The 20,256-nt window shown below is 67.7% G+C and carries 15 protein-coding genes; 6 read left to right on the top strand and 9 right to left on the bottom strand.

All coding sequences use genetic code 11. The annotated features are described in order from the left end of the window. The first annotated feature begins 21 nt into the window (after positions 1-21). The gene (locus OG474_RS09015) at positions 22-441 is read left to right on the top strand and encodes a DUF4440 domain-containing protein (protein ID WP_405061770.1); all 420 of its coding nucleotides are present in this window, start codon (positions 22-24) and stop codon (positions 439-441) included. On the opposite strand, the gene OG474_RS09010 is transcribed toward OG474_RS09015, so the two are convergent. Continuing rightward, positions 431-4,549: a GH116 family glycosyl hydrolase gene (locus tag OG474_RS09010; RefSeq protein WP_405061769.1), complete on the bottom strand. Its 4,119-nt coding sequence runs from the start codon at positions 4,547-4,549 to the stop codon at positions 431-433. The two genes, OG474_RS09015 and OG474_RS09010, sit on opposite strands and share 11 nt — an antisense overlap. A 147-nt stretch (positions 4,550-4,696) precedes the next feature. Next, positions 4,697-6,769 carry a M4 family metallopeptidase gene (locus OG474_RS09005; protein ID WP_405061768.1) on the bottom strand — a complete coding sequence of 691 codons (2,073 nt, stop codon included), beginning with the start codon at positions 6,767-6,769 and terminating at the stop codon, positions 4,697-4,699. Between the two features lie 516 nt (positions 6,770-7,285). Between OG474_RS09005 and OG474_RS09000 the strand changes: the two genes are divergently transcribed. After that, positions 7,286-8,077: an alpha/beta fold hydrolase gene (locus tag OG474_RS09000; protein ID WP_405061767.1), complete on the top strand. Its 792-nt coding sequence runs from the start codon at positions 7,286-7,288 to the stop codon at positions 8,075-8,077. Positions 8,078-8,110: 33 nt separating this feature from the next. On the opposite strand, the gene OG474_RS08995 is transcribed toward OG474_RS09000, so the two are convergent. Continuing rightward, positions 8,111-8,737: a superoxide dismutase gene (locus OG474_RS08995; RefSeq protein ID WP_405061766.1), complete on the bottom strand. Its 627-nt coding sequence runs from the start codon at positions 8,735-8,737 to the stop codon at positions 8,111-8,113. Positions 8,738-8,932: 195 nt separating this feature from the next. Then, positions 8,933-9,877, bottom strand: a complete 945-nt coding sequence (locus OG474_RS08990; protein ID WP_405061765.1) for an NADP-dependent oxidoreductase — start codon at positions 9,875-9,877, stop codon at positions 8,933-8,935. A 93-nt stretch (positions 9,878-9,970) separates the two neighbouring features. Here OG474_RS08990 and OG474_RS08985 point away from each other — a divergent pair, with 93 nt between their 5' ends. Then, positions 9,971-10,321 carry a winged helix-turn-helix transcriptional regulator gene (locus OG474_RS08985; protein WP_405064558.1) on the top strand — a complete coding sequence of 117 codons (351 nt, stop codon included), beginning with the start codon at positions 9,971-9,973 and terminating at the stop codon, positions 10,319-10,321. Here the strand turns inward: OG474_RS08985 and OG474_RS08980 are convergent. Both OG474_RS08980 and OG474_RS08975 read right to left on the bottom strand, forming a co-directional pair. Continuing rightward, complete coding sequence (locus tag OG474_RS08980; RefSeq protein WP_405061764.1) at positions 10,277-11,092, bottom strand: alpha/beta fold hydrolase; 816 nt, start codon at positions 11,090-11,092, stop codon at positions 10,277-10,279. The genes OG474_RS08985 and OG474_RS08980 overlap by 45 nt on opposite strands. Next, complete coding sequence (locus OG474_RS08975; protein WP_405061763.1) at positions 11,089-12,018, bottom strand: methyltransferase; 930 nt, start codon at positions 12,016-12,018, stop codon at positions 11,089-11,091. The genes OG474_RS08980 and OG474_RS08975 overlap by 4 nt, the downstream gene beginning before the upstream one ends. Positions 12,019-12,401: 383 nt before the next feature. Between OG474_RS08975 and OG474_RS08970 the strand changes: the two genes are divergently transcribed. Further along, positions 12,402-15,389: a glycine--tRNA ligase gene (locus OG474_RS08970; protein ID WP_405064557.1), complete on the top strand. Its 2,988-nt coding sequence runs from the start codon at positions 12,402-12,404 to the stop codon at positions 15,387-15,389. Positions 15,390-15,475: 86 nt separating this feature from the next. On the opposite strand, the gene OG474_RS08965 is transcribed toward OG474_RS08970, so the two are convergent. Continuing rightward, positions 15,476-16,468: a GDSL-type esterase/lipase family protein gene (locus OG474_RS08965; protein WP_405061762.1), complete on the bottom strand. Its 993-nt coding sequence runs from the start codon at positions 16,466-16,468 to the stop codon at positions 15,476-15,478. A gap of 55 nt (positions 16,469-16,523) precedes the next feature. On the opposite strand from OG474_RS08965, the gene OG474_RS08960 reads away from it, so the two are divergent. Both OG474_RS08960 and OG474_RS08955 read left to right on the top strand, forming a co-directional pair. Continuing rightward, a complete protein-coding gene (locus tag OG474_RS08960) occupies positions 16,524-17,486 on the top strand; it encodes a pyridoxal-phosphate dependent enzyme (RefSeq protein WP_405061761.1) in 963 nt (320 codons plus the stop codon). Between the two features lies 1 nt (position 17,487). Then, positions 17,488-18,396, top strand: coding sequence for a ribonuclease Z (locus OG474_RS08955; protein WP_405061760.1), 909 nt, complete (start codon positions 17,488-17,490; stop codon positions 18,394-18,396). A 536-nt stretch (positions 18,397-18,932) separates the two neighbouring features. On the opposite strand, the gene OG474_RS08950 is transcribed toward OG474_RS08955, so the two are convergent. Both OG474_RS08950 and OG474_RS08945 read right to left on the bottom strand, forming a co-directional pair. Next, positions 18,933-19,817, bottom strand: coding sequence for an IS3 family transposase (locus tag OG474_RS08950; RefSeq protein WP_405056218.1), 885 nt, complete (start codon positions 19,815-19,817; stop codon positions 18,933-18,935). Next, positions 19,814-20,134 (bottom strand): transposase, encoded by a 321-nt coding sequence (locus OG474_RS08945; RefSeq protein WP_405056219.1) that lies wholly within the window; start codon positions 20,132-20,134, stop codon positions 19,814-19,816. Before OG474_RS08945 ends, OG474_RS08950 begins: the two co-directional genes overlap by 4 nt. Positions 20,135-20,256: the final 122 nt, after the last annotated feature.

Raw genomic sequence — 20,256 nt, 5'->3', positions numbered from 1 at the left:
CCACCCCGTTAAGTTGTGAACATGGACCAGACCGCCCTGAACGAGCTCATCCGCCGGTTCTTCGACGCTTTCGTCTCCGCCCCGGACTGCAACGAGCGTCTGGACGCGCTGCCGGAGCTGTTCATCCCGCAAGCGCTCATCGTCCGCACCTGCGGCATGGAGCCGCTGGCGTACACGGTGGACGAGTTCATCGCGCCCCGCCGCGTGCTCCTCACCGGAGGCACGCTCACCGACTTCCACGAATGGCCGCTGGACGGCCGGCTCGACATCTTCGGCGACATCGCGCACTGGTACGGCGCGTACGCCAAGGAAGGTAGTCAGGACGGCGTCGCTTTCACCGGCCGCGGGATGAAGACGATCCAGTTCGTCCGGACCGCGGCCGGTTGGCGGATCAGCGCCGCCGCCTGGGACGACGAGCGCCCAGGTCTGTCTATGCCGTGAGGGTGATCACCAGATCCTGATCGGTCACGACGACCGGGGTGCCGAGGGTCACCAGGGCCCGGTTCCCGCTCACCGCCAGCGTGGCGGGCAACGTCGTACCGGCGTGGGTCACGGAGACCGCGGTTGCGGGTCGGGCGGTTTCGAAGGCGAGTGTTGCCAGTCGCACCCGCCCGTGCCGGACTTCGACAGTCGCCACCTGCGAGGTCGCCGTACGGGTCTGGTGGTAGCGACCCCAGCCCTCAGCGGCCGTGAACGCGCAGGCGAACTCCTCCGGCGTCAGTCGCGGCGCGAACCCGAGATGACCGCGTGGCCCGTGGTATTCGTACCCGCATGCAGCCAGGTAGGCGCCGAAGCTCATCATCGCCCGCGCGTAGTGGTCGCTGGCCTCGATCTCGTTGTAGGGATTGCGTTTCTCGCCGCGATGCCGGTCGTAGATCGCCTTCGAGACCGCCAGTCCCTCGGCCGTCATCCCCTCCGCGAACAGCTGCGCGGCGAACTGCCACTCCTGCCCGGTCCACACCTCGTTGAAGTACGGATGCCCGCCCGCCGTGGTAGAGCCGCCGTTCGGCCAGGTCACCATGATCGTGCCGGGCTCGTTCGCCGTGGTGTAGACCCGGCCGGCGGGCAGACCCGGTGGCCGGTACGCCGACGGGTTCGGCTGGAAGTTGTTGCGATACAGGCTGGTCAGCGCGGTCCGCGCCTTGTCCGCCGCGAAGACGCGCGGCAGCCCGAGCTGTGCGGCGTACGTCTGCCCGTACATCTGGTCCACGAACACACCGCGGTTCGTGTTCGCCGCCGGATGCGCGGCGTCGACCTTCTGGATGTAGTACCCGTAGGTCCCGTTCCACAACGAGCCGTTCAGGTACGCCGAACCGCGGTCGGCGATCGTGCGATACCGGGTGGCCGCGGTGTTGTCGCCCATCTCGGTCGCCATCGCGGAGGCGGCCCGCAGCGCGGCGACGTACAGACCGCTCAGCCAGGGGATCTCGCCGAACCACTCGGTGTCCAAGGTGTTCCACTGCCCACCGCGGAAGATGCCGTCCTGGTCGGAGCCGTCGCGCGCCGAGATGACGTACTCGACCGAGGTCTTCACCTTGGCCCAGACCCGAGTCAGGAACGATGCGTCGGGTGCCATCTGGTGTTCGCGGTAGATGCGCAGGATCGTGCCGCAGTGGCCGTCGGCGAACGACGAGGCCGCGTCACCGGACTCACCGCGGTTCGCGATCTCGCCGCTGGGCTTGTAGGCGATGCCGAGGTCGACGCGCTCGCGGGTGTCCCGTTCGAGCTCGGGGAACAACCGGCCGATCGCCTGCGCGTAACTCCACACGTGCTGGCAGGTGCCGTGGCAGCAGTAGACGCCTTCCCACGCGTAGAAACGGCCGTCGCTCCAGCGGTAGCAGGTGCCGGTCGCGATCGTCGACGCGGTCGCGAAGGTTCGCTCGAGAAACCAGTGCGGCAAGGTGGAATCGTCGTACCAGGTCTGCACCCAGGCACGCGTGCCGGACTCGAGTCGCTCGAGGTTCGCGCCGACGTGCTCGGTGACCTTGCGGGCCGACGAGAAGCGGGTGGCGTAGTGCCGGAGGAACGTCGAACCGTTGGTCAGATGGCCGAAGTGCCGCCGCTCGGGTGTCGGGTAGAACCAGCCTTGGACGAAGCGCAGGGTCTTCGACTCACCGGGCGCGAGCCGGACGCTGAGTGCGACCGTGCCGATCTGGGTGTCCGAGCCGTCCACCTCGGCCGGACCGTCCGCCGCGGCGAACAGTTCGGCCGGGGTCGACCAGGACGCGATCGACCGTCGTACGACGGCGCCCGGATCCAGCGCGGTCAACGCGAAGCTGCCCGCATCGGTGCGGTCGGCAACGGGTTGCTGACGGATCGGCCGGTCGCTGAAGATGATCCGGTCGACGTTGACGTGCCCCCAGCCGCCGGTGGACTTGTCGATGATCTGGATCTGCGCGGACTTCCCGGCCCAGCGGCCGACCGACCAGCAGATCGCGTCCAGCGGCTCGATGTCCGCGCCGGTGGCGGTCGCGACCACGGCGCCGTCCACCAGCAGGTTTACGGCGGTGGTCGCCGGATTGCTGCCGCCGCCTGTCCACACAGTGATGTAGCGCCGGTCGATCGTGAAGACGCGGCTCGTCAACGTCCCTTGCGAACCGTCGAGGGATCCGTCCCGGAAGTTGTACGACGTGACGAAGCGGCTGCCCGAGACATTCAGCTCGGTGCGGTTGCCGAACGCCCGCCGGAAGTCGGCCGGTGTCTCGGCGACGGTCACCGGCCCCGATCCGAACGCCGTACCGGTGACTGTCCAGCCGGAGTAGTTGGATCGTTCCCAGTCCTCGAAGAGGATGTCGGCGCGGTCGGTGAACGTGATACTGCCGACGTTGATGTGCGCCCAGCCGCCGGTCATGTTGTCGACCACCTTGATCCGTGCGGTCTTGCCCTCGTAGTTGCCGACATCAAGCAGTTGACCGACCAGAGGCTCGCTGTTGGTGCCGGTTGCCGTGGCAACGACGTTGCCGTCGACAACCACACTCACACTGCCGCGATTGCCGCCGCCGATCGCGACCGCGACGTACCGGCGGGAGATCTCGAACGCCGGGCTGGTCAACGTGCCTGTCCGGTTGTCCGGATCGCCGCTCAGCCGGAAGTTGTACGACGTGACGAACCGCGAGCCGTAGACGTTCAGATCGCCGTACCGCTGCATCAGCGCCGGAGTCTGCTCCGGCTTCACCGGCCCGCTCCTGAACGCCTCACCGGTCGTCATCCAACCGCCGAACGTGTCGCTGCCCCAGGTCTCGAAGATGACGTCGGCCCGGTCGCTGAAGATGATCCGGTCCACGTTCAGATGCGCCCACGCGCCTGATGCGTTGTCGACCAGCCGGAGCTGCGCGGTCCTACCCTGGTACGCCGAGACGTCGAGCAGCCGGGTGGTCATCGGCTCGGTGTCCGCGCCACTGGCCGTCGCCACGACTCTGCCGTCCACGATGACCTGCAACGCCGTACCGGAGCCCGCTCCACCACCGAGAGACGCTGTTACGTAGCGACGATTCACTACGAAGGGCGCACTGGTCAGCGTGCCCAGGTGGGCGTCAGCCGCGCCGATGTCATTCGGATTGGCGCGGTAGTTGTGCGACGTGACGAACCGCGTCCCATGCACCTTCAGATCGCCGAAACGCTTCATGTACTCGGGTACGGCGGCCACCGCGACCGGGCCGGAGCCGAAGGCGGTACCGGTGGCCGTCCAACCGTCGTAGGTCTCGCGTTCCCAGTCCTCGAAGAGGATGTCCGCCTGCGTCGAGGTTGCCGGATCAGCGGCGGACCACTCGATCCCGGATGAGAATGCGGTCGCCCGCTGGGTGGTCGGCTGGTTACGCCGGCTGTCCAAGCAGACCGGATTCTCGGAGTACCCGAGCAGCGTCGCGTCGACAGCCTCGCCCGAGACATTGCGCAGGGTGAACGCGAACACCGTGGCAGGCAAGGTCGAGTCCAGCGTCTCCAGCGGGATGAACGGCGAGAACGCGTCGAGCGTGACGTCGATCGGGCTCGCGATGCTCCGGTACGACACCCGGCCGATCGGATACTGCCCGGTGAATCGCACATCGCTGAAGCCACGCGTATCGACGTACCGAGACACTGTCCCGGTCCGCAGCGCGAAGCCCTGCCGGAAACGAGTCGCGCCTGGCGCATCAGCAGACAGCGGCGCTGTGTAGTGCGTACCGGCGAAGTCCGCGCCGCCGAGCGGATACGTCAGCGCGTTGGAGACATCCCATCCCCACATACGTCCGTCGCCCGACAGGTACACCTGACCTGCGCATCCGCCACCAACCGGCATCCCGATCTTGGCCAGCGCGGCGCCCGAGTACTCCGTCGGCACCCCGCGATCGGCTAGCGCAGCAACCTCGGCCGCACTGACCGGAGCACGCGGTACCAGCGGCGCGGCGGCCGCCCGCAGGGCATCCGGCGCGGCGATCGCGCCCAGACCAGCGGCGCTGATGGAGAGAAAGGTACGGCGAGCGACGCCGGCCCGAGGGCAGTTGCCCCCACAGGCGGGGTTGTCGCAACCCGAAAGATCAGCGGGGGCGGGTACGTCGAACTGGTCGGCCATGGCGGTCTCCCCGGGGCGGTGGGAACTCCTGCCAGCACATTAGCTCCGCACGGCCTCGTGGGCAATCGATTTCCCCGTGTGAAAAAAGATTGGCCGAAACAGGCCGAAGGCCCGGCGGACGAATCCGCCGGGCCTTCGGGAGAGGTACTACTTCGAGCAGGTGTAGATGCTCGCGTTGTCCAGCCACCAGTTGGCCGGAATCAGGTCGGCGAAGTCCTTGCCGTGTTCGGTCCAGCGGAACTTCAGTTGCTTGCCCTGGAACTCGGTCACGTCCAGCCGGCTGGTCTCCCAGCCGCCCGAGTTGCCGTGCCAGGCGGCGGGCTCGTCGTCGAAGTTCGGGTCGACGGTCGGGCCGTTCGTCCAGCCGGTCAGCGCGGAGCTGTCCTTCCAGGTCGCGCCGCCGTTGTCGGAGTACTCCAGGGTGGCGGTACCGGTGCGGACACCGAAGATGATGAACACGTTGTAGAAGTTGTACGCGTGCTGGAAGCGCAGGTACGTCTTCTGGGCCTTCACCTTGGTGCCGTTGGCGGTCTGGATGCCGATCGCCTGGTCGGGGGCGGTCACCATGCCGAACATGGAGTCGTCACCGTCCTTGCTGTACGACGTGTCGACCTGCGAACCCTCGACGCCCTCGGCCTTGCCGAGCACCCAGCCCTGGTCGCGGACGACCTTGCCGTCCGGGTACTCCGTGAAGCTCGTCTTCAGCAGGTTCTTGACCTTGGCGCCGGCGGTGTCGCAGACCGGGGCCTGCGCCGGCAGACCGACGGTCGGCTCCTTGTCGAGCTCGGTGGCCTTGATGGCCAGCTCGACCTGGGCGCAGTCCTTCTTGGTCATGCCCGACTTCTTCTTCTTGGCCAGCTTGTCGCAGGTGGCGCGCAGGCCCTCGGCGAGGTCGCCGTAGTCGGCGCCGGAGGTCAGCACCTTCTGGGTCTCGTGCCACAGCACCTCGGAGCGGGCCAGGCCGATGCCGAGCATCTTCTGGCCGTTGAAGGCGCCGCCGTCGGCGATCAGGTACGCCGTCTTGTTGCCGACGCCCGAGTTCAGGTGCACGCCGCCGTTGTCCTGGAAGAAGTCGTCGACGAACCAGTTCGCGCTCGTCATCTTGTCCGGGTCGTTGAACTTCGTCGGGTCGGACATGCTGCGGATGACGCCGAGGCTCGAGCCCTCACCGATCTGCCAGCGGTTCTCGGCGGTGTCGTCCGCGGAGCCGTTGGTCAGGTCGACGAACTCGCCCATGATGTCGGACAGCGACTCGTTGATCGCGCCGGCCTCCCACAGGTAGGCCAGGCCCGAGGTGTGCTGGGTGACGCCGTGGGTCAGCTCGTGACCGGTGACGTCGTCGGTGCTGACGCCTTCACCGAAGGCCATCTGCTCGCCGTTCCAGAACGCGTTGGCGTAGGGGCAGCCGCCGTCGACACAGATCCGGACGGTGCCGCGCAGCGCCTTGCCCTTGCCGTCGCCGTAGTCGACGCCGATCAGGTTGGTCAGGTCGGTGCCCAGCGACGCGTAGGTGTCGGAGGTGTCACCGAAGAAGTCGAAGACCTGGTTGACGTCCTGGACGTCCGAGGCCGGACCGCCCTCGACGCGCGACGGCTGGAACACCGTGCCACAGCGGACGTCCTCGCCACCGGTCTGGATGACCGCGTGGTTGGCGTCGCAGACGACGCGGTTGATCTTCTCGCTCAGGTCCCAGGCGAGCAGTGCCTGGCCCGAGGCGTGCACCATGGCCTGCCAGCGGGTGTCGTTCGGGCCGGTGACCTCGTACAGGTAGACCGGGATGGCGACCGAGCCGGGCTGCCGGGTCATCAGGCCCATGTCGAACCAGCGCGGGCCGGTCAGGTCGGCCTTCAGCTTCGAGGCGTCGAGCTTGCCCTGCTGGGCGACAGCGGCCAGCGCGGACTGCTGCGCCTTGGCCTTCGCCGCGTCGACCTTGTCGGCGGCCGGGAAGGCGCCGTACGTCGCCAGCGCGACCTCACCGTTGGCGGACTCCAGGGAGCCGGCCTTGTCCAGGTTGGCGACGATCTCGCCGCCGAACACCTGCACACCGTCGATGGTCTGCTGGAAACGGGTCTGCGAGCCGTACTCCGACATCGAGGTGCCGGTCGAGACCAGGTCGGCCGGGCGGGCGCCGAAGTACGGCGCGACCGCGTCGACCTGGGCCTTCGCGACGGCTGCCGAGTCGGGGCGGCTGGTGGCGGCCTTGGCCGCGCGCGAGGCCACTGCCTTCGGGCCTTCAGCGGGGTGGTCGGACGGACCGAGTGTGCGCGGCCGAGGGCATCGCGCTTGGTGACGATCCCGGCGCCGCCACCCGCGGGCGTGTCGAGCTGGCGGATCGACGGCTTCGGCGCGGGGTCCGCGGCCGGGGCGCCGATGGCAGCGTTGGGCGCTGCCAAAGTCAAGGCGACTGCACCGGCGGCAAGGCCGGCGAGCCAGGTACGGGCTTTCACAGAGTTCCTCCCAGTTCCGTCTGGCGCCAGGAACGTATCGAGCCCCCAAGCTCGCTCCTGGCCGGAAACGTCCTCAGCCTCAACGGCGAACTGCAAGCGAGGCGGACGCTTGTTGACCGCACCCTGTCATCCGATGACTCCGCATCGCGACCAGCTGTGATCCATGTCACATTGGTCTCCGAAGTACACGGGTTTTCCTCCTCACCCCGCGTAATTTCCGCACTCTGTGTCGATCTCGCCGGAGGATTTTCGACGCACGGGCAAGACCCCGAAAGCAAGGAGCGGTGCCATGAACACAGCGGTTTCCAAGGACGGTACGACGATCGCCTATGACCAGCACGGTTCCGGCCCGGCGCTGATCCTCGTCGACGGCGCGCTGTGCAGCCGCGCGCAAGGCCCGATGCCCGATCTCGCCGAGCAACTCGCGGATCGCTTCACCGTCTACAACTACGACCGCCGCGGCCGGGGCGAGTCCGGCGATACCAGCGACTACGAGGTCGACCGCGAGATCGAGGACCTGGCCGCGGTGATCGAGGCCGCCGGCGGTTCGGCCTGCGTCTACGGAACCTCGTCCGGTGCCGCGCTGGTACTGCGCGCCCTGGCCGCCGGGGTGGCGATCGAGAGGGCGGTGGTGTTCGAGCCACCCTTCGTGGTGGACGACAGTCGCAAGCAGATCCCGCGCAGCTGGGTCGCCGACCTGGAGGCGCTCGAGCCCGGCCCGGCGATCAAGTACTTCTTCACGAAGGGCATCGGGCTGCCCGGGTTCGTGGTGACGATGATGAAGCTGATGCCCGCCTGGAAGCCGATGCGGGCGATCGCCCACACCCTCCCGTACGACGCGCGGTTGCTGGGGGAGAACTGCTTCGGCGATCCGCTGGACGCAACACAGTGGGCGGCGATCGACGTACCGGTCCTGGTGGTGAACGGCGGGAAGAGCCCGGCCTGGATGAAGACGTCGACCCGCGCGCTGGCGGCCGCCGTACCGGGTGCTGAGCACACCGAGGTTCCAGGTCAGAACCACGTCATCAAGGCAACCGCGATCGCCCCTGTCATCGCCGGGTACAGCACAAGACCCCGGTGAACCGCGAACGGTTCACCGGGGCCTCGTCGAGCCTCAGGCTCCGGTGATCAACGCACCGGCGCCGGCGCGGGCGGCGTCGAAACGCGCCTGGGCGTCGGCCCAGTTGACGACGTTCCACCAGGCCTTGACGTAGTCCGGCTTCACGTTCTTGTACTGCAGGTAGAAGGCGTGCTCCCACATGTCCAGCATCGCGATCGGGGTCTGCCCGGCCGGCAGGTTGCCCTGCTGGTCGTACAGCTGGTGCACGAGCAGCTGGCTGCCTACCGCGTCCCAGCCGAGGATCGCCCAGCCGGAGCCCTGGATCGTGGTGGCCGCGGCGGTGAAGTGCGCCTGGAAGCCGTCGAACGAACCGAACGACTCGTCGATCGCCGCGCCCAGCTCGCCGTCCGGCTTGTCGCCACCCTCCGGCGACAGGTTCTTCCAGAAGATCGAGTGGTTGACGTGGCCGCCGAGGTTGAAGGCGAGCGTCTTCTCGAGGCCGACGATCGAACCGAAGTCACCCTTGTCGCGGGCCTCGGCCAGCTTGTCGAGGGTGTCGTTCAGAGCCTTCACATAGGTCGCGTGGTGCTTGGAGTGGTGCAGCTCCATGATCTCGCCGGCGATGCTCGGAGCGAGTGCGCCGTAGTCGTAGGAAAGATCGGGAAGCGTGTACGTGGTCAACTCTGCTCCTTCGTCGGGGCCTGCGGGGGCCGGTATACCTGTCCAGCTTGAAACTTCAACCACGGTTGAGGTCAAGACGCCACGCGGAGGGACGGGTCCCGGCAGCACCTCGGATCGGTGCCCGATGCGTTCCATCTGTAACCCACCGGACCCCACCAGCCTTACACATGACCCCGCAGTACCCGACGGTGCGTCTCAGTTGACCTCGAGGACGAGCTTTCCCTTGGTGCGGCCGGACTCCTGGGCACGGTGGGCGTCGGCCACCTCGGTCCACGGGAAGACCTGCTCGACCTCGACCCGGACCGCGCCGCTCTCGACCAGTTCGGCGATCTCGCCGAGCGCGTGCCCGTCGGGCTCGACCAGGTACGACGAGACCCGGACACCGGCCTGTTTCGCCGACTCGAGCAGCTCGGGGGAGGTCCCGGACGGCACCGCGACGAGCAGTCCGCCCGGCTTGAGGACCTTGATCGACTGACCGAGGGTGGTCTCGCTGCCGATCAGGTCGACCACGACGTCGATGTCGCCGGTCGCGTCCTCGACGGCGGTTGTCGTGTAGTCGATGACCTCGTCGGCGCCGAGTTCACGCAACCACTCGTGCTTGCCGGCGCTCGCCGTACCGACGACGTGGGCGCCGAGCGCCTTCGCGAACTGGACGGCCAGGTGGCCGACTCCGCCCGCCGCGGCGTGGATCAGCACCCGCTGGTCCTTCTGTACGTCGGCCAGCGCCGTCAGGATCTGGTACGCCGTCAGTCCGGCCAGCGGGAGCGCGGCCGCCTGGATGTGATCCAGGTTGGCGGGCTTACGGGCGAAGTGCCGGGACGGCGCGGTCACGTACTCGGCGTACGCGGAAGCGGCCCGCGGGAACCACGGCATCCCGTAGACCTCGTCGCCGACCTTCAGGGTGTGCACCCCGTGGCCGACTGCCTCGACGACACCGGATACATCCCATCCGAGGATGAACGGCAGCTCGCCGAGCACGCCGGCGATGCCGCCGCCGGCGCGGGTCTTGGCGTCGACCGGGTTCACTCCGGCGGCGTGGACACGGACCAATACCTCGGTCGGCAGGGGCTCGGGCCGGTCGACCTCGACCAGCTGCAGGACCTCCGGGCCACCGAACTCTTTCTGGCTGATTGCTCTCATGGGCAAGAAGGTATCTGTGCGGCCCTAGTTTCCCGCAAGGCCTAATACTATCTTTTGGAAAGCACGGGTGCTATCTTTTGGAAAGTGACTACCATGTGCGTGACCGGGAAGCATGACCACCACGACGTCTACGCGGCGCAGTGCCCGTGCCGCGACGTGCTCGACCTGCTCGCGAACAAGTGGGCCGCCCTCGCGATCGGATCGCTGGAGGACGGCCCGCTGCGGTTCGGCGAGCTGCAACGGCGCCTGCAGGGCATCAGCCCGAAGGTGCTGACCCAGACCCTGCGCCGCCTCGAGGAGAACGGCTTCCTGCACCGCGAGATCTTCCCCGCAGTCCCGCTGCACGTGGAGTACTCGCTGACCAATCTCGGTCAGAGCGTCTCCGTGCCGCTGTCCGCACTACGCTCCTGGGTCGAGGACAACCTCGACCAGCTGACGGCGTAGCTCCGGTTCGAACGCCTTCGGATCGTCGGCGAATCCCGTGTGCCCGCCCGGGAAATGCGTCGGCTTGATGCCCAAGAGGTCGGCCAGTGCGGTCGAGGTTCGGTCGCAAAGCTGACCCGTCGAGTCGCTGCCGATACCAACAAGCACCCGTACGGCGCTGAGCCGCGCGAGGTCCGGCCGCCAGCTGATCGACTCGCGCATCTCGTGCGCGAACCAGAACCGCTCGTCGGCCACCTGCTGCGGATCCCTCTCGCCGCCGAACATCATCTGCGCCATCCCGGGCGGCAGCTGGATGTTCGCCAGCGCGAAGAACTGCTCCCAGGCGCCGACCACGTCGCCGCTCAGGTAGTCGGCCATCAGCTTCTCCGACTTCGCGAGCAGCTCGTCGCCGTCCGCGACCAGGTGATCCAGTGGCGGTTCATGGGCGATCACCGCCCGCACGGTTTCCGGATGGTTCTGCGCGAGCGCCAGCACACTCACCGCCCCACCGCTCGACCCGAACGCCACGGCCGGCCCGCGGTCGACGTACTGGATCAGTCGGGCCAGGTCGTCGGCCCGCTGCTCAGGAGTCGACGTACCGCCGTCTGTGAGCTTGCTGCGCTTGACGCCGCGCGGGTCCGTGGTCAGCACGGTGTAGCTGTCGGCGAGCAGGTCGGCCAGCGGTGCGAACGAGTCCGCATCCATCGGTGCTCCGACGAGCACGACCAACGGCCCGCTTCCGCGCACCTCGTAGTACAGCTCTGCCTCGGGGACTGTCAGTAGGTTGTTCATGCCTCCTCCACGAACGGCGCGGCCTCCGATGGACGCAACCGCCATAAATAGGTGGTCTCGTCGTTCCGGGCCTTCCGATGGGTCGGTGCGGCGCTCGAACGCCCGACGACCTCCAATCCAGCTGCCTGGAACTCGTCGAGCAGCTCCGCTCGCGACCGCAGCTCCAGCAGTTCGGCGAGATCGGACAGGATCAGCCACGCCTCGCCACCCGGATTGAGGTGGTCGCGCACCCCGTGCAGGAATCCGCGCAGCATCCGGCTGTCCTCGTCGTACACGGCGGTGTCGAGCACTGTCATCGGTCGTCCGGGAACCCATGGCGGGTTGCAGACGATCAGATCGGCCCGCCCTGGTGGGAACAGGTCGGCCTCGATCACCTGGGCTCGGGTGCCCAGGGTTTCCCGTGCGCATTCGACCGCTCGGGGGTTGTTGTCAGTAGCAATGACAGTCCGAATCCCTTTGTGGACAAGGACTGCTGCCAGTACGCCGGTGCCGGTTCCGATGTCGAAGGCGACCTCGGCCGGCGGCAGTGGTTCGTTGGCGAGCAAGGCGACGTACTCGGATCTGGTCGGTGCGAACACCCCGTAGTGCGGATGGATTCGCGTGTCCAGTGCTGGAAGATAGATGCCGCGTTTGCGTAGCTGGTGGGCGCCGATGACGCCGAGCAGTTCACGCAACGGGATCAGGCGCTCGCCGTCAGGTGGGCCGTACGCCTCCAAGCAGGCTTGATAGACGTCCGGTGCCCGGCGCAACCGGATCTCGTAGTCAGTCATTGCTATGAGCAACGAATTCAGTTGTCTCGGACGCCGGGTGCGGCGGCCGAGGGCGGTGAGTAGTTGTCTCGCATTCTGGAAGTCACCCTCCCAGCGGAGGGTGCGGCCCTGGCGGATCAGGCGCAGCGCCCGATCCGCGGACGTCGTGTCGTCCACGGTGAAGATGTTCAAGAGAAAGTCGTCCCTGCCGTCGAAAGCGGAAAAGGGCAGCACGGCTCACCCGGAGGCCTGATCGGCGCCGGGGAGCGGACGACGGAACTAGCGGACTACCGCTGCGTGCAGGGGTGAGGTCACCCGGTAAGTCTAGGCCGTGCCGGGTGGTCCCACGCCTACTGCGCTGCACCCGGCACGGCACCTCGCCGCACTGGAGGAAAGGCCACGATGGAAAAGCATCGAGGCCTCCCCTCCAGCACGCCGAGCTACCGCACCGAGCACATGCTCGCTACGGCGCGGGACCACCCGGCACGACCAAGGGTGGAAACCGAATAGAATCGCGCCCAGGAATCCCCGAAGACGGCTTGAGGTTTGCTGTGCTCACCATGCAGGACGCGCTGATCGCGCTGACGAAGTACTGGACCGACCGGGGCTGCATGATCGTGCAGCCGTTCAACACCGAGGTCGGTGCCGGGACGCTGAACCCGGCGACGATCCTGCGCGTGCTCGGTCCCGAGCCGTGGCGGGTCGCCTACGTCGAGCCGAGTGTCCGGCCCGACGACGCCCGGTACGGCGAGAACCCGAACCGGCTGCAGACGCACACCCAGTTCCAGGTGGTGCTCAAGCCGGACCCGGGGAACCCGCAGGAGCTGTTCCTGGACAGCCTGACCGCGCTCGGCGTCGACATCCACGCGCACGACGTCCGGTTCGTCGAGGACAACTGGGCCAACCCGGCGACCGGCTCGTGGGGTCTCGGCTGGGAGGTGTGGCTGGACGGGCTGGAGATCACCCAGTTCACCTACTTCCAGCAGGCCGGCGGGATGACGCTGGACCCGGTGTCGGTGGAGATCACCTACGGCATCGAGCGGATCATGATGGCGCTGCAGGGCGTCTCGCACTTCAAGGACATCGCCTACGCGCCCGGCATCTCGTACGGCGAGGCCTTCGGCCAGGCCGAGTACGAGATGAGCCGGTACTACCTGGACGACGCCGACGTGGAGTCGCAGAAGCGGCTCTTCGAGGAGTACGCGAACGAGGCCCGCCGCCTGCTCGACCTGCGGCTGCCGGTGCCCGCGCATGTCCAGGTGCTGCGCTGCTCGCACACCTTCAACGTCCTCGACGCCCGGGGCGCGGTCAGCACGACGGAGCGCGCCAAGGCCTTCGCCCGGATGCGGACGCTGGCCCGCGAGGTCGCTCAGCTCTGGGCCGAGCGCCGTACTGAGCTGGAGCACCCGCTCGGCGTCGCCGAGCTGCCGCCGGCCGCCGAGGTGCCGACGACCTTCCCGGTCGCCACCGGGACGCGTCAGCTGACCTTCGAGATCGGCACCGAGGAGATGCCGCCGTCGGAGGTCACCAAGACCGCCGCGGCCGTGAAGGCCGCGCTGACCGAGAAGCTGGGCGCGACCCGGCTCGGCCACGGTGCCGTCACCGTCTACGCGACCCCGCGCCGCGTGGTCGCCTTCGTCGCCGAGGTGCAGGCCGGTGAGCCCGACGCCGAGCGCGTCAACCGCGGTCCGAAGAAGGTCGCGGCGTACGACGCCGACGGCAACGTGACCAAGGCCGCCGCCGGGTTCGCCCGCGGTCAGGGCGTCGAGGTCAGCGAGCTGCACACCCTCGACGTCGACGGCGTCGAGTACGTCGCGGTCACGAAGCCGGACCCGGGTCGCGGGGCGGCCGAGGTGCTGAGCGGGGTCCTGAGCGAGATCGTCGCCGGGCTGCGCTCGGACAAGAACATGCGCTGGAACGACGCCAAGCTGTCCTTCACCCGGCCGGTGCGCTGGCTGGTGGCGCTGCTCGGTGACGAGATCGTGCCGGTCTCGGTGTCCTCGCTGGCCGCCGGCCGGACCACCCGCGTGCACCGCACCGCGGCCCAGCCGAAGGTCGAGATCGCCGCGGCCGAGGGCTACCTGGACCTGCTCCGGATCCACGGCATCGAGGCCGACCCGGCGCGCCGCCGCCAGGTGATCGTCGAGACCTCCGAGCAGCTGGCCGCCGAGGTCACCGGAAGCATCGACTTCGCGGCGGAGTCCGCGCTCCTCGACCAGATCGTCAACCTGGTCGAGGAGCCGACGCCGATCCTGGGCAACTTCTCGGCTGACTACCTGGAGCTCCCTGCGGAGATCCTCACCACGGTGATGCGCAAGCACCAGCGCTACCTGCCGGTGCGCGGCGCCGATGGTCAGCTGCTGCCGCACTTCGTGGCTGTGGCCAACGGTTCGGTCAAGGAAGCGACCGTGCGGGACGGCAACGAGGCCGTGCTGCGGGCGCGGTACGAGGACGCGGCCTTCTTCTGGCGCGCCGACCTCGAGACCCCGCTGGCCGACATGAAGGCCGAGCTGGACAAGCTCGCCTTCGAGCAGAAGCTCGGCTCGATGGCGGACCGCGCCGGCCGGATCGGCCGGATCGCACTCGCCCTGGCCGCGGTGGCCGGGGTCGAGGGTGATGACCTGGTGACGCTTACGCGGGCTGCTGAGCTGGCCAAGTTCGACCTCGGGTCGCAGATGGTGGTTGAGCTGACTTCGCTCGCCGGCACGATGGCTCGTGAGTACGCGCGCCGTGCCGGGGAGACCGAAGGTGTCGCACAGGCACTCTTCGACATGGAGCTGCCGCGCTCGGCCGGTGACCCGGTCCCGGCGACGACTCCGGGTGCGCTGCTGGCGCTCGCGGATCGCTTCGACCTGCTCGCCGGGTTGTTCGGGATCGGCGCCAAGCCGACCGGCAGCTCGGACCCGTTCGCGCTTCGGCGTGCTGCCGGTGGTGTGGTCGCGATCCTCCGCGAGCACCCCGCGCTGCGGGCGATCACCCTTCCCGCGGGTCTGCAGGCAGCGGCCGCGGAGATCGGTGCCCAGGGCATCGACGTACCGGCCGAGTCGTTGGACGAGGTGGTCGAGTTCACCATCCGTCGTTACGAGCAGCAGCTGATCGACCGCGGCGAAGACCACCTCCAGGTGGCCGCAGTGTTGCCGTTGGCAACCGCACCGGTGGTCGCCGACGAGACCCTGACCAGCCTCCAGCAGCTGGTCGGCAGCCCCGACTTCGCTCAGCTGGTCGCCGTCCTGCAGCGCGTCCGCCGGATCGTCCCGGAGGGTACGGCGGCGTCGTACGACGCGGGCAAACTGACCGAGCCCGCCGAGGTAGTCCTGCACGAAGCCGTCCAGAAGGTAGGCCAAGCGCCCACCGCCCTCGGCGACTTCGTCCCCGCCGCCTCGATCCTGGTCGACCCCGTCACCACCTTCTTCGAAGACATCCTCGTGATGGCCGAAGACCCCGAGGTCAAAGCAGCCCGCCTAGGCCTCCTAGCCACCATCGGCACCCTCGCCGCCCCCGTCCTCGACTGGCAAGCCCTGGGCACCAGCCTCACCCCCACGGAGTAACTCGCTGGGGGCGTGAACAGGAAACGGTGGCCTTGAACAATGCATAACTTGTTCAAGGCCACCGTGCGTTGTGCGCACCCCCGGTTTCAGCCTGCCGGGTGGAGGAGTGGGATGAGTCTCTGGGCGATGAGGCGGTAGCCGGCGCGGCCTGGGTGTAGGCCGTCTGTGTAGAGGGTGCGGGGTTCGTCGCCGGTGAGGATGGTGCGGCCGTCGATGATCTGTACGGCGGGGTCTGCGCGGGCGCCGAGTTCGACGCAGGTGCGGATGTCGTTGAGGGTCAGGCCGACGGCGTTCGGTTCGTCGTCGCGGTCGGGTACGGGGAGCGGGGTGATGACGACGATCGGCGTGGTGGGGTGGCCGGAGCGGATGGTTGCGATGAACGACTCGACCTGGCCGGGGAGGGTGCGGCCGCTGAAGGTGGCGCCGCCCTGGATGTTGACGCCGAGGCAGAGCGAGATCAGCCGGGCCGGGGTGTCGCGGATCGTTCGGGCGACCACTGGATCCAGGTGACACTCGCCGGAGAGGCCGAGGCAGGTCAGGTCCCAGCCGTGGTGGCGGGCGACCAGCGCCGGCCAGGTCTCTGAGGGTCCGGCCGCACCGCTGCACTGGGTGATCGAGCTGCCGTAGGTGATCCACCGCGGCCCGCTCAGCGGCACCGGTTCAGCCGCGCCGTCGAACTCCAGCCCGCGGACCGCGATCCGTCCCGCTTGCGGCAACCAGATCTCGACACTGAGGGGCCCGGCCGGCAGTTCCACGGCGAGCTGTTGTTCGCCTTCCTCGAGCATGCAGCGTTCGTGCAGTTCGCCGTTCACGAGCACATCCAGCGGGGCGATCCTGCCGTAGATCCCCTGCGCCGCGCGGACCTCGAGCCGAACGGAGGCGGCCGTCGTACGCCAAACGCCGCGAACCCCGGCGGGTGTCGCCGCGCGCTCCCAGAGCCGATGACCGAGTTTTGTGGCGTCGCCGAGCCAGTCGTTCAGCGCGAGGTTCTGGCCGCGCGGGTCCAGGCGCCAGTACGTCGACCAGCCGTCGGCATCGGTCTCCTCGTACTGGTACCCGCTCCACATTGACTCCGTCACGCGCCCACCCTCCGGATAACCTGCAGTCGAGACGCACAGCTTATGAGGAGGCACAATGCCGGTGACCGCTGCCGAGATCGCCGATCGCTCGCGGGGGATCGCGCCGTCTCTGCACGAGTACCTGCCGCCGACGCCGCTGCTCCCGTTCCACGGTTTCAGTGCTGACCTGGGCGTCGACGTACTGGCCAAGTGCGAGCACCTGCAGCGCACCGGCTCGTTCAAGGCGCGGGGTGCGCTGGCGAAGATCCTCACGCTGACCGACTCCCAGCGGCAGGCCGGCGTGGTCACCGCGTCCTCGGGCAACCACGGACTCGGTGTCGCGAATGCGCTGGCCCTGCTGGGCGGGCGGGCGATCGTCTACCTGCCGGAGAACGCGTCGAGCAGTAAGGTCGCCGCGCTCCAACGGCTCGGGGCCGAGCTGCGGGCCGAGGGCAACGACACCGGCGCCCAGGAGCTCAAAGCCCGCGCCTATGCGGACGAACACGGCCTGACCTACGTCTCGCCGTACAACGATGCCGACGTGATCGCCGGCCAAGGCACGATCGGCGTCGAGCTGATCAAGCAGCTGAAGGGCGAGTCCCTCGACGGGGTGGTCGTCGCCGTCGGTGGCGGCGGTCTGATCAGCGGCGTCGCTGCCGTGCTCAAACAACAACTCCCCGGCATCAAGGTGTACGGCGCTTCGCCGTCGGCCGATGCCGCGATGGCCGAGTCGGTGCGCGCGGGCAAGATCATCCCCGTCGACGCGGGGCCGACGTTGTCCGACGGGACTGCGGGCAGCGTCGAGCCCGGTTCGATCACCTTCGACCTCTGCCGCGAGCTGGTCGACGAGTGGATTCTCGTGGACGAGCCCGCGATCCGTGCTGCCCTGAAGGCGGTCATCGACACCGAACACCACCTGATCGAGGGTTCCGCCGCGATGGCGTTCGCAGCGGCTCGGACGTTCAACTCTGGCCGGGTCGCCGTGGTTTCGTGCGGTGCCAACATCTCCTCGGCCACGCTGGCCGACGTACTGGCCTGACATGCGCGAGTTCGTCATGCTTGGCACGGGAAGTCAGGTGCCTTCGCGGGAACGCACCCAGAACGGCTACTTCCTGCGCTGGGACGGGGAAGGGTTCCTGTTCGATCCGGGGGAGGGGACCCAACGGCAGATGCTGTACGCCGGGGTCGCGGCCGGCGCGATCACCCGGCTCTGCATCACTCACTTCCACGGCGACCACTGCCTCGGCGTACCGGGAATCGTGCAGCGGCTGTCACTGGACGACGTACCGCATCCTGTTCACGCGCACTATCCGGCGTCGGGGCAGGAGTACTTCACCCGCCTCCGGTACGCCGCCTCCTTCTACGAGCGAGCCGAGTTGCTGGAGGAGCCGGTCGAGGAGGACGGTCTACTCGCCGTCGGCCCGTTCGGCCAGCTGTGGGCCCGCCGATTGGAGCACTCCGTCGAGTCCTTCGGCTACCAACTGATCGAGCCCGACGGCCGCCGCATGCTCCCCGACCAGCTCAAGGCCTTCGGCATCACCGGACCGGACATCGCCCGACTCCAACGAGCCGGCTCCCTCTCGATCGACGGCCGCACGGTGCGCGTCGACCAGGTCAGCGAACCACGCCCCGGCCAACGCTTCGCCTTCATCATGGACACCCGCCTCTGCGAAAACGTCCTCCGCCTCGCCGACCAGGCCGACCTCCTCGTCATCGAGTCCACCTACCTCTCCGCCGAAGCCGACCTGGCCCGCCGCTTCGGCCACCTCACCGCCCGCCAAGCCGCCCGAGTAGCCCAGGAATCCGGCGCCCGCAAACTCGTCCTCACCCACTTCTCCCAGCGCTACCTCGAACCCGACCGCTTCCACGAAGAAGCCGCCGCCGAATTCACCGGCGAAATCATCATCGCCTCCGACCTAACTCGAACCCCCGTCCCCACCCGCCGCTAACCCCATTCCACGGGTCCACCCACCACCCGGGAGGTCCCCCCAGCAACTCCCGGGCTGGGAACCCCCAACCGAGTAGGTGCCCCCACCAACAGCCCGGTACGGCGGGCGCGCGGGGACCCGATTTGGTGGGTGGGCCAGGCAATTCGCGGGTTGGCCAACCGCATGCGGTTAGCTCTCCCGCAACCGGATGGGTGGACCCATCAAATGGGGACCGGTCGGGCCGGGTCTGCTGGGTTGACCCGTCGGCTTGTGGGTTCTGGCCCCCACCGGGTGGGTGCCCCGACCAAACGAACCACTCCAGCCCGGTACGACGGGTGCGCGGCGGCCCGGTTTGGTGGGTGGGCCAGGCAATTCGCGGGTTGGCCCACCGCATGCGGTGGGCCAACCCACAACCGGATGGGTGGACCCATCAAAATGGGGAACGGTCGGGCTGGCGTCTGCTGGGTTGGCCCATCAGGTGGTGGGTTCTGGACCCGCATGGCGGGTTCTCGTGGTCGTTGCAACGCTGGAGTGTTCCCGCTTTTTTGGACGCCGGTTTAGGCTGCCAGTTGGTTGATTTCTCTGAACCCTAGCTCGTATTCTCGGGGTGTCAAATATCCGAGAGTGGAGTGACGGCGGATAGTGTTGAAGTAGTCATCTACCCAGTCGATTGTTGCGGCCGTGAGGGTTTTAAGGTCCGGCCAGGGCCGGGTGTGGATGAGTTCTTTCTTGTAAGTCGCGAATGTTGATTCGGATACCGCATTGTCGTAACAGATCCCGGTCCGGCCGAGCGATCTGCGGATTCCGGCTTTTGTGCAGTACCGGTCGAATTCGCTGGATGTGTATTGTGTGCCGCGGTCGGAATGGAAGATGACACCGGCCGATGGTTTCCGGTTCGCGATGGCCATGTCGAGCGCGTCGGTGACGAGGCTGGTGCGCATGTGGTCGGCGATCGCGTAGCCGATGATGGCGCGCGAATGCAGGTCGATCACGGTCGCGACGTAGGCCCAGCCGGTCCAGGTCTTGACGTAGGTGATGTCTCCGCACCACTTCTGGTTCAGTTCGTCAGCAGTGAACGAGCGGTCGATCAGGTCTGGTGCGTTGACTGGATGGTCGCCGTGGACCGTGGTTCGCTTCCAGGCCTTCGGATGCCGGCCACGCAGCCCGGCCAGCCGCATCAGACGGTAGACGCGCTTGTGCCCGACCCGGTGCCCGGCAGCGGCCAGCTCCGCGCGCATCCGCCGCACGCCAGGGTTCCCGCGCGCCTGAGCATGCAGATGCCGCAGGAGCACCATCAACGCCTCGTCGTCGGTCTGGTGCTGCGACGGGGCAGCTTTGCGCCAGGCGTAGTAGCCCGACCTGGAGACACCCAGCTCGGCGCACATGAACGCCACCGGATAAACATCGGAATCAGCCCAATCCGCGACAGCAGCGAAAATCACTGCTTTCCTTTCGCGAACCAGGTCGCTACTTTTTTCGCGAACTCGACCTGCATCTGCAGCTCGGCAATCGCGGCCTTGTCATTCTTGGCCTGTTCCCGCAACCGGATCAGCTCCAGCCGCTCGGACTCACCCAACGGGCCATCATCAGGCACCGCCGGCTCCTCGGAGTCTTTAGCTTTCTTCACCCATCTACCCAACGTCATCTCGTGAACACCGATATTGCGCGCGACCTCAGCAACCGACCGGCCACCAGCAAGCACGAAACCCACCGCCTCGCGCTTGTACTCCTCACTGAAACTACGACGAGTCGAACCCATCTACAAACTCCCGACGAATCGGGCAGCTACCCCAGGTGTCCACCGAAGCGGGAACGGTTCACGCCTTGATCTGGAGGAGTTGCAATGTCTGTGTCGTTGGCTGTGGATGTTGAGCGTCATGG

It is taken from the genome of Kribbella sp. NBC_01505 (assembly GCF_045040285.1).
Lineage (GTDB): Bacteria > Actinomycetota > Actinomycetes > Propionibacteriales > Kribbellaceae > Kribbella.
The sequence above is the reverse complement of the archived record's forward strand: the minus strand, read 5'-3'. Positions and strand labels throughout refer to the sequence as shown.